The sequence below is a fragment of the Allosaccharopolyspora coralli genome, from assembly GCF_009664835.1.
Classification (GTDB): domain Bacteria; phylum Actinomycetota; class Actinomycetes; order Mycobacteriales; family Pseudonocardiaceae; genus Allosaccharopolyspora; species Allosaccharopolyspora coralli.
Map to the genome: position 1 here is coordinate 1,598,362 of NZ_CP045929.1, position 23,720 is coordinate 1,622,081.

The window sequence follows — 23,720 nt, forward strand, 5'->3', positions numbered from 1 at the left end:
GTTCCGCCGCTGACGCGACGACGACCGCTCATTCCGCAAGGTGCGGTTCGGCTACGGAACCACCCGGCAGAACAACCCGCGCACCCCTCTTGGTCTGACCCGCGCAGCTGTTAGTCCGACTCGGCCTTGAGCGTGGTGGAACGTTCGGCCCAGTGTTGCAGCAGCGCCGCCGCCTTCCCCGAGTCGAGGGCGCGTGCCGCGCGGGACATGCCGTTGTCCAGTTGGCCGTGCAGGTCCGGTTCGGGCCCGTCGTGCGCGGCGAGCGCGGCGGCGGTATTGAGCAGGACGGCGTCGCGCACCGGTCCGGTGCGGCCCGCGAGCAGCGCGTGCACGACCTCCGCGTTCACGGCCGCGTCGCCACCGCGCAGGTCGTCCGCGGTGGTCAGCGGTAGCCCGAAGGCCGTCGGGTCGATCCTGCTGGTGGTCACCTTGCCGTCGTGCACCACCCACACCGCGGTGGCCGCGGTCGTGGTCACCTCGTCCATGCCGTCGTCGCCGCTGACCACCAGGGTGGAGTTGCCCCGGGTCGCGAACACGTCCGCGAGAACCGGCGCCATGACGCGGTCGGCGCAGCCGATGAGCCCCGAGGACGGGCGCGCCGGGTTCGTCAGCGGACCGAGCAGGTTGAACGCGGTCGGAATGCCGATCTCCCTGCGAGGCGCCGCCGCGTACTTCATGGCCGGGTGGAACACGGGTGCGTAGCAGAAGCCGAGCCCGATCTCCTCGACGCACCGCTGCAGCGGTGCGGGCGGAAGATCGATCGCGATCCCGAGCGCTTCCAAAACGTCGGCAGTGCCGCATTTCGAGGACGCTGCCCGGTTGCCGTGCTTGACGACGGTCGCCCCGCACGCCGCGGCCACGATCGCGGCCATCGTGGAGATGTTGACGCTGCCCGAGCGGTCTCCTCCGGTCCCGACCACGTCGAGCGAGCGGGCGGTGTGGTCGACCGCGCGGGCGTGAGCGAGCATCGCGTCGGCCATGCCCCGGATCTCCTCCGGGGTTTCGCCCTTCGCGCGCAGGCCCACGACGAACGCGGCGACCCGCGCCGGGGTCGCCTCGCCGGTCATGACGAGATCCATTGCCCACGCGGTGTCCTCGGCGGACAGGTCGCCGCCCGCGACGACGTGTGCCAGCAGGTTCGACCAGCTCCCGGCCATCGTGTCCACGAACCTCTCGAATCGAACGGGTGGCCGAGCGTGCCCGGAAGTTCCGGGGTGGTGCTCAGCCCTGGACGACCGGTGCCCGCTGTCCGCGGAGCACCTCGGCGACGGTCTCGGCGGCGGCCAACGGGTCCAGCGGGTGGACGAGGACCGCGTCGGCCTGCGACCAGGTCGCGAGCCATCGGTCGTCCTTGCGGCGCACGGTCACCACCACCGGCGGGCAGTCGGTGATCTCGTTCTTGATCTGCCGGGACACGCCCATCCCACCGGTGGGCTGCGCTTCACCGTCGAGGATCGCCAGGTCCGCGTTGCCCGCGTCGACCTCGACGAGCAGGTCTGCGATGGTGCCGACCTCGAGGTAGGAGACACGGCCGAGATCGGGCGCGGGGCGGCGGCCGACGGCGGTCATGATCGACTCACGCACCTCGGGGCGGTGACTGAACACGAGCACGGTGGTGGTCGGTGCGCTCATCGGCGTACTCCTCGCTCGGTCATGTTCTCGCGGTGTCGATCGACGCCGCCCGCAGCGACGTCGATCGGTTTCCGCATCGTATCGGCTGCGCCGCACGCGAATGTAGTGGAGTACGGGTGCCGCCGTGCCTGGAACCCCGCGATCCGTGCCGTTCGCGGTGGTCGGGCGTGTCCGATAAATGTGATGATCGTCGCGCCGGTGGCGGGGTGAGCCCCGCGTGGTGCGCGGTGCTGATCGTCACGAGCCACGATCGTGCGGTTGGAGGGCGTCCCAGCCCAGCGCACGGCCTCGCAGGCGCTGCAGCAGGCTCGCCATCCGGGACGCCTCCTGGGAACAGGACAACGCGTCGAGGTGCTGCACGCGGACGGCGACGAACCGGTTCGCTGCCGGATCGAGCCCGGCGGGCACGGGATGTGGGTCGGCCTCACAGGCACGCAGAGTCCATCCTTCCTCGGCGAGCAGCTCGCGCGCCGACGGCACCGACTCGACGGGCAGCACCAGGTGATGACGCAGGACTGCGTGCCGCCGGGGATCCCACTGTGAGGCTCTGTCCAGCACGGACGAGGCGGCTTCGGTGTCGTCGAAGGCGTCGGCGACTACCGTCAGGCCGGGCGTGTCGATCGTGAACCCGGCAGTGTCGGCGGCTCGTCGGCGCCGGATCAGCCGAGTGGCCCATGCCCGGAACGTCCTCACGGAGGGTCACCTCCCCGGTGCGATCAGATCAAAGCGGTGTGTTCCTGGTGACCCGATCGAACACACAGCGACCGCGCAAGCCATAATGCGTCGCGTGACAACGGCAGCGCCTTCGATCAGTCAACGCGTGCACTCGCTGAACCGGCCCAACATGGTCAGCGTCGGCACCATCGTGTGGTTGGCCAGCGAGCTGATGTTCTTCGCCGGGCTCTTCGCCATGTTCTTCACGGTGAAGGCACAGAACGTCGGTCCGTGGCCGCCTCCGCCCGCGGAGTTGAACCTCGCGTACGCCCTCCCCTTCACGGTCATCCTGGTGGCCTCGTCGTTCACCTGTCAGTGGGGTGTGTTCGCGGCGGAGCGGGGGGACGTGTACGGCCTCCGCAGGTGGTACGTGGTGACGCTGGTGATGGGGACGATCTTCGTCCTCGGGCAGGCCGGTGAGTACTACACGCTCGTGACCGCTCACGCGACCACCATCGCGTCCTCGGCCTACGGAACCGTCTTCTACATGACGACCGGGTTCCACGGACTGCACGTGATCGGCGGTCTCGTCGCGTTCGTGTACCTCATCATGCGCACGAGACTGAGCAAGTTCACGCCGGCACAGGCCATCGCCGCGATCGTCGTGTCCTACTACTGGCACTTCGTGGACATCGTGTGGGTCGGGTTGTTCGCCGTGATCTACCTCGTCCCGTGATCGTCGCCGTACAAGGTCGCTACCGAACACCCCGTACCGGACAGCAAGGGTTGCCGCATCCATGACCACCACCAAGAAACGGAACCGCGCGGGTTCGAAGCTCAAGCGCCGACTCTCCGGCGTGCTGGCGCTGGGCGTCGCCCTGGTGAGTGCCGGGGGGCTCTACACGCTGCTGACCCCGGAGCCGCAGACCGCGGAGGCGCAGGCGGAGCCCGCGCTGGTCCGGCAGGGCGAGCAGCTCTACAACAACGCCTGCATCAGCTGCCACGGTCAGAACCTGCAAGGGGTGCAGGATCGCGGTCCGAGCCTGGTCGGTGCCGGCGAGGCTGCCACGCACTTCCAGGTCGCGACCGGCCGGATGCCGATGGTGCGGCAGGAGGCGCAGGCTCAGCGCAAGCCCCCGAAGTTCACCCCTGAGGAGATCGACGCGCTCGGGGCCTTCGTGCAGGCACGGGGTGGCGGCCCCGAGTCGCCGGAGAACGCGGGCGAGGGGCTCGCGCAGGCCGATCCGGCGCGTGGTGGCGAGCTGTTCCGGCTCAACTGTGCTTCGTGTCACAACTTCACCGGCCGTGGCATCGCGATGTCGTCCGGCAAGTTCGCGCCGAACCTCGACGAGTCCGACCCGCGTGTCATTCACGAGGCGATGCTCACCGGGCCGCAGAACATGCCGAAATTCTCCGACCGGCAGCTGACGCCGGAGGAGAAGAAGGACATCATTGCGTATGTCGAGTCCGTGACGAACGGAAACAACAACCCCGGCGGATCGACCGGTGTCGGCGGCTACGGTCCCGCCTCCGAGATGATCATTGCCTGGGTCGTGGGCATGGGCGCGCTGATCGGCATCACCCTGTGGATCGGAGCCAGGGCATGAGTGACGAACAGAAGAAGGTCCCGACCGAGGCCGAACTGGCCGAGATGAGCCGGGACGAGAAGGTTCGCCTGGGCACCGAGCTCGACGACGTGGAGTTGGTCGAGTACCAGGACCGGTGGCCCGTCGAGGGCACCCGCGCCGAGAAGCGCGCCGAACGCAGCATCGCGATGTGGTTCGTGATCGCCGGGCTGTCGACGGTGGCATTCATCGCCGTCTTCCTGTTCTGGCCGTACCGCTACGTCGATCCGTTGTCCGACCCGCAGGGCAACCTGATCTACTCGCTCTACACGCCGCTCGTCGGGTTCTTCTTCGGCCTGTCGATCCTGGCGGTCGGCATCGCCGTCGTGCTGTACACGAAGAAGTTCATCCCGCACGAGGTCGCGGTGCAGCAGCGTCACGACGGGCACGGCTCCTCGGAGGTCGACCGGCAGACGACGACCGCGTTGCTCGCCGACGCGGGTGACCGCAGTGGGATCGCCCGGAGGTCCCTGATCAAGCGCACCGCCGGGTTCGGTGTCGGTGCGTTCGGCCTCGGCGCGGGTCTGCTCGCCATCGGCGGCTTCGTGCGCGACCCGTGGGCCGACGAAGGCGCCGACTCGCTGCAGCACACCGACTGGATGAAGCGGTACCAGGGCGAGAAGATCTACATGCGGCGCAGCACCGGGCACCCGCACGAGGTGTCGCTGGTGCGTCCGGAAGACATCGACGCGGGAGGGTTCGAGACGGTGTACCCGTTCCGCGAGTCCGACCGTGAGGACGACCACGAGCTCGCCATGGCGTTGAAGAGCGGCGACTCGGCGGTCATGCTCATCCGGCTCCGCCCGGGGAGCACCCCGCAGAAGCGCAAGGGGCAGGAAGACTTCAACTACGGCGACTACTACGCCTACTCGAAGATCTGTACCCACGTCGGCTGCCCGACCTCGCTGTTCGAACAGCAGACCGGACGGCTGTTGTGCCCGTGCCACCAGTCGCAGTTCGACGTGGTCAACACCTACGCGAAACCCGTCTTCGGCCCGGCGACCCGGTCGCTGCCGCAGCTTCCGATCACGGTCGACGAAGAGGGATATTTCGTCGCGAAGCACGACTTCATCGAGCCCGTCGGCCCGGCCTACTGGGAGCGAAACGCATGAGTTCCATCACCACGCCGACGAAGTCGGAGAGCGCGCTCCAGCAGCGGGTGGCCTCGGCAGCGGACGACGCCGACCAGCGCTACCAGATGGCCACCGGGCTGCGTCGCCAGCTCAACAAGGTCTTCCCGACGCACTGGTCGTTCCTGCTCGGTGAGATCGCGCTCTACACGTTCATCATCCTGATCGTCACCGGCATCTACCTGACGCTGTTCTTCGACCCCTCGATGGAAGAGGTCGTCTACGAGGGTTCGTACCGCAACCTGCAGGGCGTCGAGATGTCGAAGGCGTTCGCGAGCACCCTGGACATCTCGTTCGAAGTCCGTGGCGGCCTGTTCATCCGCCAGCTGCACCACTGGGCGGCGTTGCTGTTCGTGGCGGCGATGATGCTGCACATGGCGCGGATCTTCTTCACCGGCGCTTTCCGTCGCCCGCGTGAGGCGAACTGGGTCATCGGCGCGCTGCTGCTGATCCTGGGCATGTTCGAGGGCTTCTTCGGCTACTCGCTGCCGGACGACCTGCTCTCCGGTACCGGTGTCCGGGCGACCCTGTCGGGCATCACGATCTCCGTGCCGGTCATCGGCACCTGGGCACACTGGGCGCTGTTCGGCGGCGAGTTCCCGGGCATGGAGATCATTCCGCGCCTCTACACGCTGCACATCCTGGTGCTGCCCGGCATCATGCTCGGCCTCATCGCCGCGCACCTGGCGTTGGTCTGGTACCAGAAGCACACCCAGTTCCCCGGCGTGCGCCGCAAGGAGGACAACGTCGTCGGCATCCGCATCATGCCGACCTTCGCCCTCAAGGGCGGTGCGTTCTTCGCGCTGGTCACCGGTGCGTTGTCGATCATGTCGGGTGTGTTCCAGATCAACGGCATCTGGCACCTGGGCCCGTACAACGCCTCGCAGGTCTCGGCGGCGTCGCAGCCGGACTGGTACTTGGCGTGGGCGGACGGCATCCTGCGTATCTGGCCCGCGTGGGAGCTCTATCTCGGGCCGTACACGGTGCCGCCGGTGTTCTTCGCGGGTGCGATCGGCATGGGCGTGTTGTTCACACTGCTCATCAGCTACCCGTTCATCGAACAGAAGCTCAATGGGGACACGGCACACCACAACCTGTTGCAGCGTCCTCGCGACGTGCCGGTGCGGACGAGCATCGGTGCGATGGTCATCGCGTTCTTCTCGGTGCTGATGATCTCCGGTGTCAACGACGTGGTGGCGTTCCAGCTCAACATCTCGCTGAACGCGATGACGTGGGGCGGCCGGATCGGGATCCTGCTGCTTCCGCCGCTGGCGTACTGGGTGACCTACCGGATCTGCCTGGGTCTGCAGCGCGCGGACCGGGAGGTCCTGGAGCACGGTGTCGAGACGGGCATCATCAAGCGTCTGCCGCATGGCGAGTTCATCGAGGTGCACCAGCCGCTCGGCCCGGTCGACGACCACGGTCACCCGGTGGAGCTGCCGTACCAGGGCGCTCCGGTGCCGAAGAAGATGAACAAGCTCGGCGCGGCCGGTCACGCCGTGGAGGGCAGCCTGCTGCGGCCCGACCCGCCAGAGGAGACCGCGGCGCTCGAACGGGCGCATGCGGAAGCTTCCCGGGAGGAATCGGCACGGGAAGCGGAACGCGAGGAGCGCGAGTCCGCGCCGGAACTCGCGGGCCGCCCCCAGCAGCCCGAGCAGTGAACTGAGGCTCCGAACCGGTCCGGCATCCCATCGGGGTGCCGGGCCGGTCGCGTTTCGATGAGCCGCGCACCCTCTCAGCGGTGATGATGCGGTGATTCCCGGGTGGGCGTCCGGCCGGGCGCTGCAGGCGTGGAGTTCGCGTCGCCGGTACGTTACGGCCATGGCGAGTCTGGCGGACAGCGAAATCCGAGCGTTCCTGGAGCACGGGACACGGACTGCGATGGTGGGGTTCGCCGCGCGGGACGGACGCCCCTTGGTGGCGCCGGTGTGGTTCGTGCTGGACGACGAGGACGTCGTGTTCAACACCGGGCGGGACACCGCGAAGGGCCGAGCGCTCGCGCGCGATCCGCGGCTGTCGCTGTGCGTCGACATGCCCGAGCTGCCGTACGGGTTCGTTCAGGTGCAGGGCGTCGCGGAGATTTCGGACGATCCGGTCGAGATGCTGAGTTGGGCCACGCGCCTGGGCAGCCGGTACATGGGGGAGAACCGTGCTGTGGAGTTCGGGCGTCGCAACGCGGTGCCCGGCGAACTCCTCGTGCGTCTACGCCCGACGAAAGTCATCGCCGAACTGGACATGACCGGCGAGTCGTCCTGAGTAGCAGACCCGTGAGGCCGTGCGGGTCGTCCTGCGTTGGCGGTGGCTACTCGACAATCGATCCCGCAACGAGGAAGGCGCTGAGGTTAGGACTCCTCAGTCTTCGCCGCCGTAGGGTGTCCGGCCGGCGACGGCACGCTCGAGCCAGGAGGTCCAGGACGCGGTCGCTGCGACCGGCTCGGCCCACGGCTGGCTGCACCGCACCATCCGCGCCCCCGTGAGCCATCGCAGCAAGACCCGGACTTCGTCGGCGGTCGCTCCCCGCAACGGCCCTTCCGTGGGTCGGACGGTCTCGGCGGAGGCTTGCAGTGCGTCGACGACCGGCATCGGCGGAGCACCTCGGGCGGCGGTTCCGGCCGCCGCGAGCCGTCCGTGCCGGACGACGGCGAACTGCCAGCCACCGGAGCCGTCGGGACGGGCGGCGACGAGCTCATCGATACCGGCGAGCGTGGACATCCGCTGTCCGCGGTCGAGGGCTCGGACGAGGGCGGCGAGTTGGTCGCGGTGGTCGGCGGCCTGCTCGAACCGCTGTGCGGACGAGAGCCGGTCGAGTTCGCCGTGCAACCTGTGCAGCACCGCGTCGTCCCGACCGGCGATGACCCCGCGCACCCTGGCGACTTCGGGCTCGTACTGCTCGACGGTTTGCAGCCCGGCGCACGGGGCTCCGCAGTGGCCGAGTTCGTGGACGGCGCAGGGGCGAGAGTTCTGATGGGTCGCGGGGATCCGCTCGGTGCAGCGGCGGATCGTGGTCGCCGTCTGTAGCGTGTCGACCGCGTCGGCCGCGGCACGGCGTGACGGGAACGGCCCGAACGCCCCCGCCCGCGGTGTCCGCACCACCGACAACCGTGGGAACGGCTCGTCGGTGAGCACCACCCACCACGCGCGTCGCGGGAACTTCGAGCGTCGGTTGTACGGCGGGGCGTGCGCGGCGAGTAGTCGGAGTTCGCGGACCTCGGCCTCGAGCGGGTGTGCGCATTCGACGTGGTCGATGCGTTCGGCGAGGACCACCATTTCCTTGATGCGACGGCGTTTCTCGCCCGCTGTGAAGTACTGGCGCACGCGGCGGCGCAGGTTCGATGCGGTGCCGACGTAGAGGACCTCGTCGTTGGGTCCGCGGAACAGGTACACGCCGGGGGTGTCCGGGAGCCCGTCGGCCAGCGTTCGTTTGCGGCGCTGCTGTGGTGAGACGTCGGGCAGGTGGTCGAGAAGTTCGTCGAGGCTGTGCACCCCGAACGCGCCGACCCGCTCCAGCAGGGAATGCAGGACGTCGGTCGTGGCCCGTGCGTCGTCGAGCGCGCGATGCACGGGTTCGGTGCGTGCGTGCAGGACCCGCGCGAGCGTGCCCAGCTTGTGATTGGGAGTTTCGTCCCGGGTGAGGACCCGTCGCGCGAGTTTCGCCGTGCAGACGACGTCCGGTTTCGGCCACACCAGTGCGTGTCGGCCGCACGCGGCCCGCAGGAATCCGATGTCGAACGGCGCGTTGTGCGCGACGAGGACCGCGTCCCGCACGAACTCGAGGAACGCGGGCAGCACTGTGGCGAGTCGCGGTGCGCCGGTGACCATGGCGTCGGTGATCCCCGTGATGGAGACGACGGCGGGCGGGATACCCCGTTCGGGGTCGACGAGGGTGGCGAACTCGCCGATCACCTCGCCGCCTCGAACCTTCACGGCACCGATCTCGGTGACCGTGTCGTGCTCGCTGCTCCCGCCGGTGGTTTCGAGGTCGACCACCACGAAGGTGATCTCGGCGAGCGGCACGTCTCGCCCGGCTCCGAGCTGGTCGAACGAGAGCTGCGTGGTCATCGCGGCGCACCCTAACCTCGATCACCGACACGGCCGAACGAGCAACGACCCAGCACCACTGAAGTCGGGGTGGCCGGTGCACCAGAGGGGAGAGGTGGTGCACCGGCCGCGGATCGCGTGCAGGACTGAACGTCGCAACTGCACGCGACCCGAGTTCGGGGGTGCCGACAGGGCTGTCGTGTGAGAGGGCGTTGTGGAACGTGGGTCGGTGGTCCGGTACCGCCGTCCCAGTTCGTGCCTCGCGGCGTGGGGGTCCTCTTGAGTACCAGGCCGTACGCGGCGAGAACCCCTGCCTTGCGAGGCACGAACTGAAACGCCGGAGCCCCTCACTTTGCTGCGGCTGGGCACGTATGACCGTGCCCTACGGGCACCAAGGACAGTTCCCCAATGCACTCTGAGGGGTTCGGACCGCGTCGGGTGGGGGATCGGTCAGTCGTGTCGTTCGGATCGGGAGCCGTACGATCCGGGGTTCGGTGCGGGAGGGTCGGGGCCGGGAAAGCGGATCACCGCGCCGACGATGCGGCGGGCTTCGAGGTTGCAGTCGGCGCAGGTGGGCCACAGCCACGGAAGGTCGCCGGTGCGGGCGCGGACGTCGAGGCCGCACAGGGTGGTGACGGCGAGTCCCGAGGGGTAGCCGCCGCCCGTGGTCGGGTGGCGGCTCGCGTGGCGCCGCCCGTTGGCGGGCACCCAGCGGAACGGATGCGACATGCGGCCTCGTCTTCTGGTGATGGCGCGGTCTTCTGGCGATGACGTGCCCGGCCTCGGACGAGCGGGACATCGATACCGAGCTGTGTTCGAGACATGATCAACCGTAATACATGTACGAACATGACGACCATCCTCAGATCGAGGGAACTCGATCGTGACCGTGGTTCGGTGGGGGAGGATGATCGGCGGGCCGACATCGAGGGAGAGCCGATGGCAGAGGACAATGTCGCCGAGATCGGCGGCGGCCCCGGGCCGAACCTACGTCGCCGAGAACTCGGCCGGGAATTACGACAACTTCGAACCGAAGCCGGATGGAGCGTGGCCCAGGCTGCGAAATACGCGGGCTTCACCGACGTCACCGTTCGACGGATCGAGACCGGGAGCCAGACGATACTGCCCCGCAACGTCCGGGTGCTCTGCCAAGCCTACGAGGTGGATGCCGCACTCGTGGAGCGGCTGATGCGCCGCGCCGAGGAGTCGAACGAACGGGGCTGGTGGACCAGATACTCGGAGACGATGCCGGACTGGTTCGCCAAGTTCGTGGGCCTCGAATCCGACGCCGTGGAACTCCGGAACTACTCACTTCTCTACGTCGACGGTCTGCTGCAGACACCCGCCTACGCCGAGGCGTTCCTGTCGCTGCGTCCCGAGGACCCCGGCGACACGGTCCGGCGGGCGGTCGAGCTCCGGCAGGCGCGCCAACAGCGGCTGCTGGGTGACGACAACCCGACGACGCTGCACGTCGTGCTCGACGAGGCGGCGCTGCGGCGGCACGTCGGCGGTGTCGAGGTGATGCGTGAGCAGCTGCGGCACCTCGTGACGATGGCCGAACGGCCCAACGTCACACTCCAGGTCGTGCCCTTCGAGGCCGGGGCCTACGCGGGGGCACAGAACCTGTTCTCGATGCTGCGCTTTCCGGACGGCACCGACGAGGTCGACGTCGTGTACGCGGAGAACCAGCGGGGAGCCGTCTGGATGGAACGTCCAGCCGACATCCGGCATGTCACAGGGGTGTTCGAGCAGATGACGAAGGTGGCGCACACTCCGGCTCGGTCCGCCGAGTTCGTAGCCGGTCTGGCCGCATCGTTGTGACGGAACGTCGAAGGAGGAACATGTCCGAGGGGTTCGACGCCGTATGGCGTAAGAGCAGCCGCAGTAGCGAGCAGGGCCATTGCGTGGAGATCGCGCAGAACATGCCGGGGGTCGGCGCAGTTCGGGACTCGAAGGCGCCGGGGCAGCCTCCGCTGGTCTTCCGCAGCGGTCAGGTACGGGCGTTCCTGAGAGCGGTGAAAGCGGGTCGCCTGGACCGCTGAGGTGCCCCGCCGACAGCAGGATCGCGCGGGGTGATGCGGGAACGCGAACGGGTGACCGCCGAGGCTCGCTCCGGTGCCGAATCCGGTGTACGCGGGGACTAATCTGGAGGGATGAACTCGGTGCCCGAGGACCGTCAGGGGCAGGAAGGCTCCCCGGCGGACGATTCTGTTGTGGACAGTGCACAGCAGACGGGAGGCGTCGTCGCCGAGTTGGACGTCGACTCGTTCGCGCCGCCGCTGCGCGCACGGCTCGCCGACCTCGCCGCCGCTGCGCTCGGCGACATGCGCGCCGGCGACGTGCCGCCCCCGCTGCGCGCGGTGGTGCGGTTCGCTCCGGCCAAACGCGCTCGACTCGGGCAGGAACCGCTCGTGAACGCGTTGCGTGAGTACCCAGTCTTCCGTGCCGCCGTCGTGGACTGGTGTCGGTCGCACCGGCCGGCGGCCGTCGAGCTGCACCAGCAGGACGCGGTGGGCGCCGCGGCTGCGGCCGTCCTACTGGACCACGCCTGTGCCCCCCACTACGTCGAGCTGACGGCCTTGCGGCACGAGCAAAGCCACCAGCGTTCGGAACGGGACTCGGCCATCGCGAAGGCGGACAAGCTGGCCGTGGAGGTCGAAGGGCTGCGCCGGGACCTCGCCGAAGCCCGCGAAGTGGCGGAACACGCCGGGGACGCCGGCGGCGCCGAGGCCGATCGACTCCGCAAACGACTCCGCGAACAGGGGATGCGTCTCCGGGAGGCCAAGGACGCGGCCGAGGGCGCTCGAGCGGAGGCCGAGCGGGCGCGCTCGGACAGCGAGGCCGCGGTCGTCGAGCTCACCGCCGAGCGGGATCGCGAACGTGCACGGGCGCAGGACGAGCGGCAACGGGCCGAGCGCGCCGTGTCCGAGGTGGACGTGGCGCGTCAGTCCGCCCGCGAGGCCCGCAAAGGCGACGAGGTCCGGCTCTCGCTGTTGTTGGAGACGATGGAGGGTGCGCTCGGCGGCCTGCGTCGCGAACTCGGGACGGGCGAGCAGGGGCCACGCCCGGCCGACACGCTGTCCGGGGTGCTGGCCACCGGAGAAGCCACGGACGTCGGGGACCTCGCCGGGCTCGACCGGCTTCTCCGGCTGCCTGCGGTCCATCTCGTCGTCGACGGCTACAACGTGACGAAGACCGGCTATCCGGAGCTGCCGCTGGCCGACCAACGGGACCGCTTGGCCCACCAGCTCGCGACGCTCGCGGCGCGCACCGGAGCCGAGGTGACCCTGGTGTTCGACGGCGCCGACGTGGTGTCCGTGCCGGGAGCGGGACCGCGCGGGGTGCGGGTGCTGTTCAGTGAACCCGGGGTGCAGGCCGACGACGTGATTCGGGGACTCGTGCGCGCCGAGCCGTACGGGCGCCAGATCGTCGTGGCGACCTCGGACCGGGCTGTCGTGCGGTCCGTCCGGGAGCACGGCGCACGTCCTGTGTCGTCGGCGCTCCTGCTGTCTCGCCTGACGAGGTCCTGACGGTTCGGACGGCGAGTTCGGTCCACCCGAACGACGTCGTGCCGTTCGGCTCGCGAAGCGACCGCTCGCCGACACTCGGGTCGTCGTGGCGGAGATCATAGCGCTCACAGCGGGCCCACCCGGATCACTCCGACGGGCACAGCGTGGCAATCTCGCAGGGAAAGGACGGTCGGTTCCGGTCACTCTGTGCTGATGCCGTTCGTACATTCGAGACCTTGTGAAGACACGCACATCTTTTACCCCCCGGTTCTGGACGTAGAGGCTCACCTTTCGTAATCTGATCGGGACTTCGCGGCGATCAGCTACTCACACCGGGTGGCTCTGCGAGTCGCCGCCGAATCGGCTTGTCGGGGAGTCGAACCGGAACACCGCCCCACGCGGCGGTCCGGGCGCTGCGTCGCGCCCACCGGTCGGGCTGTCGACCACACGTCGAGATGCCCGTTTCAGCGGCCAGGACACGAAGGAGCAGTGCGCGAGTGGCCTCGCACAGACTGAAGCGCTCGATGCGCGGAGCCTTGGCAGCGACAGCGGTCGCGGCCGTCGTCGGCATCACCGCGACCCCGGCGAGCGCCGACCCGCCGCTACCCGACAACGCCTCGGACGCGGTCAAGCAGCTCAGCGACCTGCAGCACGAGGCCGAGGTGCTCACCGAGGAGTACAAGAAGGCCGAGGACGATCGCGCGGCACGGCAGGCCGACCTCGATCGCGCGAACGCGGACGCGGACCAGGCGCAGCAGGTCGCCGAGAGCGCCCGCGCCGAGGAGGACCGGTTCCGCGGGCAGGTCGACCAGCTCACTTCCGCCTCCTACCAGGGCGCGCGGATGAACAAGATGTCCGCGCTGCTGGTCAGCGAGTCCCCGAACGATTTCCTGGACCGTGCGTCCGCGCTGGACGTGCTGGCCAAGGACAACAACGAGGCGGTCACCTCCCTCGCCGCCGCCGCTGACCAGGCCGAGGCCGCGGAGCAGCGCACCCAGGACGCGCGCGCCCGCGCGGCCGAGGCGGAGGCCGAAGCGGCTCGTATCCAGGACGAGATCGGCTCCAAGAAGGCCGCCATGGAGGACCAGATCTCGGTCGTCAAGGACCGCCTGGACGAGCTCAGCGCCGCGGACCGCGAAACGCTCACCGGCGGCGGGCAGACCGACTACGAGGCGCCTGCGGGCACGGGTGCCGCTGCCGAAGCCGTGCAGGCAGCACTGAGCGTCCAGGGCTCGCCGTACGTGTGGGGCGCGAAGGGCCCCAGCTCGTTCGACTGCTCCGGGCTGACGTACTGGGCCTACGAGCAAGCGGGCGTGACGCTCGGCGGCTCGACGAAGACGCAGGTCAACGAGGGGAAGAGTATCTCGGCCGGACAGCTGCAGCCGGGCGACCTGATCTTCTACAACAGCCCGGTCTCCCACGTGTCGATGTACGTCGGCAACGGCAAGGCCGTGCACGCACCGACCTCCGGCGACGTCGTCAAGGTCGACGAGTACAAGGACATCGGCGACGTCACCTCGATGCGTCGCCCGACGGCCTGACCGACGCTTCGCCGCGAATCTCGACCGAGCGAAGGCCCGGCCCGCACCTGCTGCGGGGCCGGGCCTTCGCTGTGCTCGGAGCCGCTGACGCGGACGTGTGATCGTGCTGTGTCGGACTGTCCACTTTAGGATGCGCCGTGTGCAGGGGTCCGGCTCGATGCGCGGGTGGACCGCCGCGATCGGGTCGGCGGTGGTTCTCGCCGGTCTCGTCGTCGTCGGAATCCCGCAGCAGGCTCCGGCGCCGCCGGGTGATCTGAACGGCGTCGCCGCAGGCAGGCCCGACCTACCGCCCCAGCAGGCGGGACAACTCGCCGACCGCGGGGCGCGGATCGACGCGTTGCTCGCGCGCCGCGCCGAGGCGATCCGCGCCCGGGACGAGACCGCCTTCCTCGCAACGCTCGATCCGCAGGCGTCTCCCGCGTTCCTGCGGGAGCAACGCGAGCTGTTCAAGAATCTGGCCGATGTCCCGTTGACGCACTGGTCCTACGAGGTCGATCCGTTCGACACGGCGCGCCTCACCCCCGGCTCCGGCGACGCCGGTGCGCTGTGGGCGCCCAAGGTCGTACTGCGGTACGCGGTGGCGCAGGCCGACGTCGTGCCGACGACACGACCGATGGGCTACCTGTTCACGCGCAGAGGCGAGTCCTGGTATCTCACGGACGACGACGACCCGCACGATTCCGGTCGCCGGACCTGGCGCGGGCCGTGGGACTTCGGACCGGTCGAGTCCGTCCCGACCCGCAGCGGCATCGTCATGGCACATCCCGGAACCCGCGAACTCGCCGACCGCGCCGCCGAGGAGCTCGACGACGCGGTGGCGGTCGTGACCGAGGTGTGGGGCGAAGACTGGCCGCGCCAGGTCGGTGTGCTCGTCCCGGACAGTCGTGCGGAGTTGCAATCGCTGGTGGGTCCTCAGTTCGCCGTCGACGGAATCGCAGCGGTTGCCGTGGCGGACCGAGTCGACCCGTCGCGTGGCGTCGTGCAGGGGCCGCGAGTGGTGCTCAACCCCTCGACGGCGGGTTCGCTGTCGCAGACCGCGCTGCGGGTCGTGTTGCAGCACGAGATCACCCACGTGGCGGCCCGCGGCGAGACGGTGGACGGATCGCCGATGTGGCTGTTGGAGGGCTTCGCCGACTACGTGGGGTACCGGGACAGTGGTCTGCTGCCCCGGGAGATCGCGCCCGACCTCGCCAGGCAGGTGCACCACCAGGGGCCTCCTGGGCAGTTCCCCTCGGACCGCGACTTCCATCTCGCGGGACATCGGCTCGACCTCGCCTACCAGCAGGCGTGGTCCTTGGTGGCGTTCCTCGTGGACGAGGTGGGCGAGCAGCGGGTGGTCGAGCTCTATCACCGGATCGCGGGATCCGGTTCGCACGCGGCCGTCGGCACGGCGCTGGCCGACCTCACGGGCATGGACAGCCGAGAACTCGTCGTCAGGTGGGCCGCGAGCCTGCCCCGGACCTTCCGGTAGAGGCGGGAACCCACGCCGAGACAGCCGATGCTCGTGCCCGTCTGTGGGCACGAGCACCGACTGTTCTGTGACGGAGCCGAGAGGGTGCGCGGATCGCTCTGCGTCGACGGTTCCGTGCGGAACCCGCAGGTGGCCGATGAGCGTAGGCGTGGGGACCCCGCAGCCCTCGATCCGCGACCACCGATCAGGTGTAGAGACCCTGGATAGTGTCCGCGTGATTCTCGGCGACCTTGGTGCGCTTGAGCTTCATACTCGGCGTCAGCTCGCCGGTGGCTTCGGTGAAGTCGTCCGGCAGGATGCGGAACTGCTTGATCTGTTCCGCCTTGGACACGCCTTGGTTGGCCTCGTCGACTGCCTTCTGCACCGTGGCGCGCACGTCGGGGTCCTCGACGAGATCCGAGGCCGTCAGCGACGTCGACTTGCCGTTGTCCTCCAACCACGCGGGCAGGAACTCCGGGTCGAGGGTGACCAGCGCGCCGATGAACGGCTTCTGGTCACCGACCACCATGCACTGGCTGATCAGCGGATGGGAGCGCAGCGCGTCCTCCAACCCCGCCGGGGCGACGTTCTTGCCGCCCGCGGTCACGATGATCTCCTTCTTGCGGCCGGTGATCCGCAGGAAGCCGTCCTCGTCGAGGGAACCGAGGTCGCCGGTGTGGAACCAGCCGTCTTCGAGGGACTCCTCGGTGGCGCTCGGGTTGTTCCAGTAGCGGGTGAAGACCACGTCTCCCTTGACGAGGATCTCGCCGTCGTCGGCGATCCGCACCGCTGTGCCGGAGATCGGCTTGCCGACCGTTCCGATCTTGGCGTCGCCCTCGACGTTCACCGTGGCGGCGGCGGTCGTCTCGGTGAGGCCGTAGCCTTCCAGCACCGGGACGCCGATACCCCGGTAGAAGTGCGCGAGCCGCTCACCGAGCGGAGCGCCACCGGAGACGGCCGCGATGCACCGACCCCCCAGAGCGGCCCGCAGCTTGCCGTAGACGAGCTTGTCGAACACGAGGTGCTTGGCCTTGAGGGCGATCCCGGGGCCCGAGCCGTCCTGTGCCTTGCTGTACTCGACGGCGGTCGCCTCGGCGGCGTCGAAGATCTTGCCCTTGCCACCGGAGTGCGCCTTGTGCTTGGCCGTGTTGTAGACCTTCTCGAACACACGCGGCACGGCGAGGACGAACGTGGGGCGGAACGAGCCCAGGTCGGTGACGAGGTCCTTGATGTCGGCGGTGTGGCCGAGCGTCAGCCGTGCGTAGACGGTGGCGATGGAGATGGCCCTGGCGAGCACGTGCGCCATCGGCAGGAACATCAACATGGAGTTGCCCGGCTGCATCAGCTGCGGGAACGCGTCGAGGTCGGCGCGGATCTCGGCGAGCAGGTTCCGGTGGGTCAGCTCGCAGCCCTTGGGGCGGCCGGTGGTGCCGGAGGTGTAGATGAGGGTGGCCGTGTCGTCGGCCTTCACACCGTTGCTGCGGTCCCGCACGTCGCTGTCGGCGACGTCGGCTCCGAGTGCGGTGAGCTCGTCGACCGCTCCGGCCGCGCCACTGTCGGTGGGCCCGTCGATCTGCCACACGTGACGTACGTCCGGCAGCTTGTCGACCACCTTGTCGACCTCGACGCGATGGGTGCCGGTCTCGACGAACAGGGCCCGCGCCCCGGAGTCGGACAGGATCCATTCGACCTGGTCCGAGGCCGAGGTCTCGTAGATCGGAACGGTCACGCAGCCCGCCGCCCAGATGGCGAAGTCGAGCAGGGTCCACTCGTACCGGGTGCGCGACATCAGACCGATCCGGTCGCCGGGCTCCAGGCCGGCGGCGATGATGCCCCTCGCCACCGCCAGAACCTGCGCGGCGAAATCGGCCGCGGTCACGTCGACCCAGGTGCCGTCGACGGATCGTCGGAAGCTCACCGTGCTGCCGAAGCGTTCCGCGTTTGCCCACACCATGTCGGTGAGGTTCTCGTCGTCGGCCACGGACGTCGTGGCGGGGACGCTGAACTCTCGCACGTCGTACCTCCGGTAACACGCCAAATGTCGGGAGACAACCTAACGCCGAGAGCTACCGGACGGTAGACCTGGTGTCCCGGTCGTGTGGCCGGGCGGCATTTGGTCCGAATTGCACGCCCCAGTCTATGCCGGTCGGAGCGTCGCTCGGATACGGGCGTCGGGCATCGGGACGAACCTGTGATCCGGCTGGTCGCGGCGTCGTGGTTCCGGGGAGCGGAGCAGCTCCGGGATACTCGAGGGGGTGCTGCGGACGACGTCCGCGCGACGCTAGGTTCGGGTGGGAAGTGAACGCGTCGTCACCGCGTTCGAGCAGGTCGGAAGGAGGCCGGAGTGCGGGTCCACGTGGTCTCCGACGTACACGGCAACGTGGAGGACCTCAAACGGGCCGGCGACGGCGCCGATGCTCTGGTGGTCCTCGGCGACCTCATCGACTTCGTCGACTACCAGGAGCACGACAAGGGAATCCTCGGCGCGGTGTTCGGGCCGGAGAAGGTCGGGCACTTCGCGTCCTTGCGGCGCAACCAGCGGGGCTCCGAACTCGCAGCGTACGCACGTTCGCTGTGGGAAAGCCTCGACGACCCGGAGCGGGTCGTGCAGGACGCCGTGCGGGCACAGTACGAGGAACTGTTCGCGGCGATGCGCGCGCCGACGTACGTGATCGCCGGAAACGTCGACAACCCGTACCTGTGGCCGGAGTTCGCCCGTGACGGCCTGTATTTCGTCGACGGCCGGAGCGTGGAGATCGGGGGGCTGCGGTTCGGGTTCGTCGGAGGCACGATCCTGCCGCCGGGCGCGACGCTGCGCCGGGGCTCGCCGTGGGTGCCGTACCTGCGCGAGGAAGCGGAGTTCGACGCGGCGGTCGAGGCTTTGGACGAGATCGACGTGCTGTGCAGTCACGTTCCGCCCGCGCTGCCGGAACTCACCTACGACGTGGTCGCACGCCGCGCCGAGCACGGATCCGCCGCGCTTCGCCGACGCATCGACACCGACCGGCCCCGGTGGTCGCTGTTCGGGCACGTCCACCAGCCGCTGTGCGGCCGGGTGCGGCATCGGCGAACCGAGTGCCTCAACGTCGGGCACTTCAAACGGACCGGAACGCCCCGCACGCTGCGGTGGTGACCACGGCCGCTTCCGGGCGACGGTGCGGTGTCGTTCGCGGCCGACCCTGTAACCTGCGCGGCATGGTCGATCAGTCCACCCAATCCATCGTGATCGAGGCCCCGGCACCGGAGATCATGTCGGTGATCTCGGACTTCCCCGCGTATCCGGAGTGGGCGGAAGCGGTCAAAGAGGTCGAGGTTCGCTCCCGGACCGCGGGCGGCGTGCCCGAGCACGTCCGTTTCGTGCTCGACGCCGGTGTGGTCAAGGACACCTACGTCCTGGCCTACGAATGGGCTGACGACGGACTGTCGGTGAGCTGGACGTTGTCCGAGGGGCAGGTCCAGAAGGCCCAGAACGGCAGTTACCGGCTCAAGGAACTGGGGGACGGGCGCACGGAGGTCACCTACAGCCTCGCCGTCGACCTCGCGATCCCCATGATCGGCATGTTCAAGCGCAAGGCCGAGAAAATGATCATGGACACGGCGTTGAAGGAGCTCAAACGTCGCGTCGAGTCCGTTCAGTAACGGAGTCCACGAAGGACCGTCGTGCGCATCCTGTTGTTCACCGGCAAAGGCGGGGTAGGCAAGACCACCCTCGCCGCTGCGACCGCCGCACACCTCGCCGCGCACGGCGGCAAGGTGCTGGTCGTCTCGACCGACCCGGCGCATTCCCTCGGCGACGCCGTGGGTGTCCCGCTCGGATCCGAGCCGGTCCCGGTCGCCGTACCCGAACACGAAGCGGAGCTGCATGCCGCCGAGGTGCACACCCGCAGCCTCGTCGACACGGCGTGGGCGGACCTGCGGGAACACTTGAGGACGTTGTTGCAGGGGTCCGGGGTCGACGAGCTCGACGCCGCCGAGTTGACCACTCTGCCCGGCATCGAGGACCTGCTCGCGCTGGCGGAGGTGCAGCGTCTCGCCGTGACTGGGCCGTGGGAGACCGTGATCGTCGACTGCGGGCCGACCGCCGAGACGCTACGACTGCTTGCGCTGCCCGAGGCCGTTTCCGGCTATCTCGAGCGGATGTTCCCGACGCACCGGCGCGTCGTGCGCGGCCTGCTGGCCGGGATCGCGGGCAGCGGCAACGTCGATCGCTGGGACGGCGTCGCGGATGCCTTGGGCAGGCTCGCCGAGCATCTCGCGGCGTTGCGCGAGCTGTTCCAGGCCGAGGGCACCAGCGTCCGGCTGGTGCTCACGCCGGAGTCGGTCGTCGCCGCCGAGACCCGGCGGACCCTCACTGCGCTCGCGCTGCACCAGATCACGGTCGACGGGCTCGTCGCGAACCGCGTCGTCCCCGACCCGGGTTCGGCGCGGGGCGCGGCGGCGGCATGGTTGCGGACGCGGCGCGACGAGCAGCGAGCGACGCTCGACTCGGTCCGCGCAGCGACGGAGGTGCCGATGCGACTGGTCGAGCATCGCGCACAGGAGCCTGTCGGTCCGGCCGCACTCGCCGAGCTCGGTGCCGACCTCTACGCGGACGACGATCCACTCGAGGGCACCCGGGGCTCCCGAGGACTCGACGTCGTCCGTGAGGGCACCGGGACCGACGCCGAGTACACCTTGCGCGTACCGGTTCCGTTGCACGACGGGGCGGAGCTGGACCTCGCGAGGGTCGACGACGAGCTGGCCGTGACCGTCGACGGTCGCCGACGCCTGTTCGCGCTGCCCGCGGTCCTGCGCCGGTGCGTTGTCGTCGGAGCGGTCGCCGGAGACGACGGTATGGCAGTGACCTTCCGACCCGACCCCGACCTGTGGATGCGGTGATCGTCGTGGACAGCACTGGGCAGGAACACCAGGACGGTCGCGAGCAGGTCGTCGACGAGCTGCGGCAGCTGCTCGAGGCGCTCGCAGGCCGCGCCGAGGAATACCTTCTCCGCGCCGGGCAGCAACAGGACGCGGTCCACACCGGACCCGAGAGCTGCGGCTGGTGCCCGGTCTGTGCCGTCCTGGCGATCATGCGCGGAGAGCGGCCGGAACTGACGGCTCGGCTGGTCGAACAGCTCGCCGGGCTCCTCACCGTGCTCCGTCAGTTCGCCACCGAGCACCCCCGAGCGGACGAGCCGTCGACGACGCGGCACGACGAGCCGGAGCGGCCGGACGTCCAGCGAATCACCCTGCAGCGCGTCGCGGGCCGCGTCTTGCGAGAAGACGAGTCACCGGGACGGCGGGAACCCGGTTGTTGACGGTCGGTGTCGACGTCGGTGGCACGAGCGTCCGTGCGGGCGTGGTCGACCCCCAGGGCACGGTCCTCGAGGTTCGCCGCACCGCTACGCGACGCTCCACCGCCGACCTCGACGCGGCGGTCTCCGGTGTGGTCACCGACCTGGCGCGCAAGTACACCGTCGCGGCGGTCGGGCTCTCGGTCGCCGGTTTCGTCAGCGAGGACCTGCGGGTCGTGCGTTTTGCCCCGCACCTTCCGTGGCGCGGCGAGGCCGTTGCCGACCGCCTCGGTGAGCGGATCGGGTTGCCCGTCGTCCTCGACCACGACGCGAACGCCGCCGGAGTCGCCGAGCACCGTCACGGTGCGGCTCGCGACGCCGGGGTCGCGGTGCTCGTCGCGCTCGGCACCGGCATCGGAGGAGCGCTCCTCGTCGACGGCCAGGTGTATCGCGGGGCGCACGGTGTCGCGCCGGAACTCGGTCACCTGCGGTTGGTTCCGCAGGGCAGGCCGTGCCCGTGCGGGAAACGGGGCTGCTGGGAGCGGTACTGCAGCGGCACCGCGCTCGTGGACGTGGCCACCGAACTGCTCGTCGACGCCCCGGCTACTCCGTGGGCACAGCGTCTTCGGGCGGATCCGTCGGTGCTGACCGGCGTCGAGGTCGCCCGCGCGGCACGGGACGGTGACTCGGTGGCTCTCGAGGCGGTCGCGCAGCTCGCGCGCTGGCTGGGGGAGGGACTCGCGTTGGTCGCCGACGTCTACGACCCGGACGTCGTCGTGCTCGCGGGCGGAGTTTCCGGTTCGGCGTCGTTGTTTCTCGACGACGCCGTCGAGCACTACACCTCGGCGATCACCGGTGCCGGGCATCGGCCCGTCGCCGCGGTGCGGCTCGCGCACTTCGGCGACGAGGCAGCGATCGTCGGCGCCGCGGAACTCGCCCGCCACCATGCCGACCGTTCCGGATGACCGGAGTCGCCAGTTCGTGCCTCGCAAGGCAGGGGTTCCGAGGAGCCCGAGACCAGGAGGCGCGAACTGGGGCAGCGGCCATGCGCCCCTACCCGAGTTCCCAGTGCCCCTCACGTCAGAGGGCGGAAACTGGCATGTGTGCCCGTGGGGCACGGTCACACGTGATCAGCCTCGACAGGGTGAGGGGCTCCGGCGTTTCAGTTCGTGCCTCGCAAGGCAGGGGTTCTCGCCGCGTACACGTGGTACTCAAGAGGACCCCAACGCCGCGAGGCACGAACTGGGGCGGCGGTACCGGATCACTCACCCAAGTTCCAAAACGCCTTCTCACTCAGAGTTGTGCGCCGTCGTCCGAATCTTGGGGCGGGGTGTGACGCAACCGCAGCAGCAACCAGGCGATCCCGCCGCTGATCGAGACCAGCCCGAGGGGCAGCGCGACCGTGCTCACCGAACCGAGCAGGCCCGGCACCACCAACATCACGACACCGAGCACGATCAGTCCGATGCCACCCCAGGTCGACGGCTGCGGCGGGGTGATCGGTGGCGGCTCCGGCGGCTCGAAGTGCCCTTCGTCGTCCTCGGTCTCCGGCCCCGGCTGCCAATCCCGCGGCCCCGTTCCCTCGGCGCTCGGGTTCACCGCGGCCGTCGAGTCGGTACTGGTCGAATCCGGGCTGGTCGAGTCGGTGTTGGTGGAGTCGCGCCGCGAATCCGGGTTCGCGGTGTCGCCTTTCGCCGGGTCGGCACTCCTCGCCCCAGCCTCGGTCGAGTTCCCGCCCTCGGAGTCGAACCGGTCCACGGCACGCGTGTCGGAGCCGTCCGGCCATTGACCCAACGGCGCGTCCCGTTCCAGACCGGCGACGATCTCGGCGAACCGGGCGTCGATGTCCTCGGGCCCGTCGGCACTGTCCCGGCGCGTGCTCATGCCACCTCACCGACCCGGTCGATTCTCTGCACGAACTCGACGCTACCGGCGAAAACGGTGGCAGCGTCGTGGTCCAGGGTGGCCACGTGATGGCTGTCCTGCAGGACGACCTCGGTGACGTCGGTACCGGCGACCCGGTCGAGTACCAGCGTCGAGTTCACCGGCTCCACCACGTGATCCACCGCCGAGCGGTACAGCAGCAGCGGGCGGCGCACCGTCCCCAACTCGGCGCGCACGAGCTGCCAGAGTTCCCGCAGGCTCGCCAACGCCCGCAGTGGTGTGCGGTCGTAGCACAGCTCGACGGCGTCCGGCTTGGCGATGTCGCCGCCGAGGCCTGCGATGCTCGGCACGACACGCGCGAGGACCGGAAGCAGTGCCGCGGTTCGGCGTCGTGTCGTCACCGACGGATTGACCAGCACCAGCCCCGCGATCTCGGGATGCTGTTGGGCCAGCCGCAGCGCGAGGGTCCCGCCCATGGACTGCCCGAACACGAACACCGAGCGACAGCGCGCCTGCAGCTCCTGCAGCGAGCCTTCGGCGGCGTCGTACCAGTCCCGCCACCGGGTGCGCTCGAGCTCCCGCCAACTGGTGCCGTGCCCGGGAAGGCGAGGGCAGCGGACCGTCCACCCCTCCGCCGCGAGATGTTCTCCCCACGCACGCATGCTCTGCGGTGTGCTGGTGAAGCCGTGGCACAACAGGACGCCGATGTCTTCCGAACCGTCGTGGGCGAACGGCTCGGCACCGGGCAGTACGGGCACTGCGACCTCCCCTTCGGCGGTTCACCGCCCGTCTCGGCACGCTCGTCGTTCGATGGATTCCTGCTCGTCACCGGTCGGCGGTGGTCGGCAGATGTGCGCTCGTGCCATCGTCGCACGCGACCACCGCGTTCGGGGTGATTCGGACACGGGACGCCGAACGGATCGTCGCACGGAGCTCGGGTGGCGTATCCCGCGTTGTGTGCGGATCAACGTCTCCGTAGGCTGA

23 protein-coding genes are annotated in these 23,720 nt (G+C 69.4%); 15 read left to right on the top strand and 8 right to left on the bottom strand.

The features are described 5' to 3' along the window. Window positions 1–110 precede the first annotated feature (110 nt). From trpD to GIY23_RS07630, 3 genes are all read right to left on the bottom strand, one after another. A complete protein-coding gene (gene trpD / locus GIY23_RS07620; RefSeq protein WP_154076005.1) occupies window positions 111–1,157 on the bottom strand; it encodes an anthranilate phosphoribosyltransferase in 1,047 nt (348 codons plus the stop codon). 64 nt (window positions 1,158–1,221) lie between these two features. Further along, window positions 1,222–1,632 (bottom strand): hypothetical protein, encoded by a 411-nt coding sequence (locus GIY23_RS07625; RefSeq protein ID WP_154076006.1) that lies wholly within the window; start codon window positions 1,630–1,632, stop codon window positions 1,222–1,224. A 237-nt stretch (window positions 1,633–1,869) separates the two neighbouring features. Next, a complete protein-coding gene (locus tag GIY23_RS07630) occupies window positions 1,870–2,325 on the bottom strand; it encodes a hypothetical protein (RefSeq protein ID WP_407646837.1) in 456 nt (151 codons plus the stop codon). 85 nt (window positions 2,326–2,410) lie between these two features. Between GIY23_RS07630 and ctaE the strand changes: the two genes are divergently transcribed. The 5 genes from ctaE (at window position 2,411) to GIY23_RS07655 (ending at window position 7,297) form a co-directional block, all read left to right on the top strand. Then, window positions 2,411–3,022, top strand: coding sequence for an aa3-type cytochrome oxidase subunit III (gene ctaE, locus GIY23_RS07635; protein ID WP_154076007.1), 612 nt, complete (start codon window positions 2,411–2,413; stop codon window positions 3,020–3,022). 61 nt (window positions 3,023–3,083) lie between these two features. After that, window positions 3,084–3,893 carry a cytochrome bc1 complex diheme cytochrome c subunit gene (qcrC, locus tag GIY23_RS07640; protein ID WP_154076008.1) on the top strand — a complete coding sequence of 270 codons (810 nt, stop codon included), beginning with the start codon at window positions 3,084–3,086 and terminating at the stop codon, window positions 3,891–3,893. Further along, window positions 3,890–5,023: a cytochrome bc1 complex Rieske iron-sulfur subunit gene (gene qcrA / locus GIY23_RS07645; protein WP_154076009.1), complete on the top strand. Its 1,134-nt coding sequence runs from the start codon at window positions 3,890–3,892 to the stop codon at window positions 5,021–5,023. The genes qcrC and qcrA overlap by 4 nt, the downstream gene beginning before the upstream one ends. Beyond that, window positions 5,020–6,702, top strand: a complete 1,683-nt coding sequence (gene qcrB, locus GIY23_RS07650) for a cytochrome bc1 complex cytochrome b subunit (RefSeq protein ID WP_154076010.1) — start codon at window positions 5,020–5,022, stop codon at window positions 6,700–6,702. Before qcrA ends, qcrB begins: the two co-directional genes overlap by 4 nt. A 160-nt stretch (window positions 6,703–6,862) precedes the next feature. Then, window positions 6,863–7,297, top strand: coding sequence for a PPOX class F420-dependent oxidoreductase (locus GIY23_RS07655; protein ID WP_154076011.1), 435 nt, complete (start codon window positions 6,863–6,865; stop codon window positions 7,295–7,297). 96 nt (window positions 7,298–7,393) lie between these two features. Here GIY23_RS07655 and GIY23_RS07660 read toward each other — a convergent pair whose 3' ends face one another. Next, entirely contained in the window at window positions 7,394–9,100 is a 1,707-nt protein-coding gene (locus GIY23_RS07660; protein WP_154076012.1) for a DEDD exonuclease domain-containing protein, read from the bottom strand. 429 nt (window positions 9,101–9,529) lie between these two features. Then, on the bottom strand, window positions 9,530–9,808 hold the full coding sequence (locus GIY23_RS07665; RefSeq protein ID WP_154076013.1) for a zinc finger protein: 279 nt from the start codon (window positions 9,806–9,808) through the stop codon (window positions 9,530–9,532). A 210-nt stretch (window positions 9,809–10,018) separates the two neighbouring features. On the opposite strand from GIY23_RS07665, the gene GIY23_RS07670 reads away from it, so the two are divergent. The 5 genes from GIY23_RS07670 (at window position 10,019) to GIY23_RS07690 (ending at window position 15,600) form a co-directional block, all read left to right on the top strand. Beyond that, window positions 10,019–10,900, top strand: a complete 882-nt coding sequence (locus GIY23_RS07670) for a helix-turn-helix domain-containing protein (RefSeq protein ID WP_154076014.1) — start codon at window positions 10,019–10,021, stop codon at window positions 10,898–10,900. 20 nt (window positions 10,901–10,920) lie between these two features. Then, complete coding sequence (locus GIY23_RS07675; RefSeq protein WP_154076015.1) at window positions 10,921–11,121, top strand: DUF397 domain-containing protein; 201 nt, start codon at window positions 10,921–10,923, stop codon at window positions 11,119–11,121. A 111-nt stretch (window positions 11,122–11,232) separates the two neighbouring features. Beyond that, a complete protein-coding gene (locus tag GIY23_RS07680; RefSeq protein ID WP_154076016.1) occupies window positions 11,233–12,609 on the top strand; it encodes an NYN domain-containing protein in 1,377 nt (458 codons plus the stop codon). A gap of 476 nt (window positions 12,610–13,085) precedes the next feature. Next, window positions 13,086–14,129 (top strand): C40 family peptidase, encoded by a 1,044-nt coding sequence (locus GIY23_RS07685; protein WP_228717599.1) that lies wholly within the window; start codon window positions 13,086–13,088, stop codon window positions 14,127–14,129. Between the two features lie 130 nt (window positions 14,130–14,259). Beyond that, a complete protein-coding gene (locus tag GIY23_RS07690; protein ID WP_407646838.1) occupies window positions 14,260–15,600 on the top strand; it encodes a hypothetical protein in 1,341 nt (446 codons plus the stop codon). Between the two features lie 184 nt (window positions 15,601–15,784). On the opposite strand, the gene GIY23_RS07695 is transcribed toward GIY23_RS07690, so the two are convergent. After that, window positions 15,785–17,593 (bottom strand): AMP-dependent synthetase/ligase, encoded by a 1,809-nt coding sequence (locus GIY23_RS07695; protein WP_154076018.1) that lies wholly within the window; start codon window positions 17,591–17,593, stop codon window positions 15,785–15,787. 330 nt (window positions 17,594–17,923) lie between these two features. On the opposite strand from GIY23_RS07695, the gene GIY23_RS07700 reads away from it, so the two are divergent. The 5 genes from GIY23_RS07700 (at window position 17,924) to GIY23_RS07720 (ending at window position 21,817) form a co-directional block, all read left to right on the top strand. Next, complete coding sequence (locus GIY23_RS07700; protein WP_154076019.1) at window positions 17,924–18,712, top strand: metallophosphoesterase family protein; 789 nt, start codon at window positions 17,924–17,926, stop codon at window positions 18,710–18,712. A gap of 62 nt (window positions 18,713–18,774) precedes the next feature. Next, on the top strand, window positions 18,775–19,218 hold the full coding sequence (locus tag GIY23_RS07705) for an SRPBCC family protein (protein WP_154076020.1): 444 nt from the start codon (window positions 18,775–18,777) through the stop codon (window positions 19,216–19,218). 21 nt (window positions 19,219–19,239) lie between these two features. Beyond that, window positions 19,240–20,457 carry an ArsA family ATPase gene (locus GIY23_RS07710; protein WP_154076021.1) on the top strand — a complete coding sequence of 406 codons (1,218 nt, stop codon included), beginning with the start codon at window positions 19,240–19,242 and terminating at the stop codon, window positions 20,455–20,457. 5 nt (window positions 20,458–20,462) lie between these two features. Continuing rightward, on the top strand, window positions 20,463–20,876 hold the full coding sequence (locus GIY23_RS07715; RefSeq protein ID WP_154076022.1) for a hypothetical protein: 414 nt from the start codon (window positions 20,463–20,465) through the stop codon (window positions 20,874–20,876). After that, window positions 20,870–21,817 carry an ROK family protein gene (locus GIY23_RS07720; protein WP_154076023.1) on the top strand — a complete coding sequence of 316 codons (948 nt, stop codon included), beginning with the start codon at window positions 20,870–20,872 and terminating at the stop codon, window positions 21,815–21,817. Before GIY23_RS07715 ends, GIY23_RS07720 begins: the two co-directional genes overlap by 7 nt. Window positions 21,818–22,145: 328 nt before the next feature. Here the strand turns inward: GIY23_RS07720 and GIY23_RS07725 are convergent, their stop codons facing one another. Then, window positions 22,146–22,736, bottom strand: a complete 591-nt coding sequence (locus tag GIY23_RS07725) for a DUF308 domain-containing protein (RefSeq protein WP_154076024.1) — start codon at window positions 22,734–22,736, stop codon at window positions 22,146–22,148. Further along, window positions 22,733–23,494, bottom strand: a complete 762-nt coding sequence (locus GIY23_RS07730) for an alpha/beta hydrolase (protein ID WP_154076025.1) — start codon at window positions 23,492–23,494, stop codon at window positions 22,733–22,735. The genes GIY23_RS07725 and GIY23_RS07730 overlap by 4 nt, the downstream gene beginning before the upstream one ends. Window positions 23,495–23,720 lie beyond the last annotated feature (226 nt).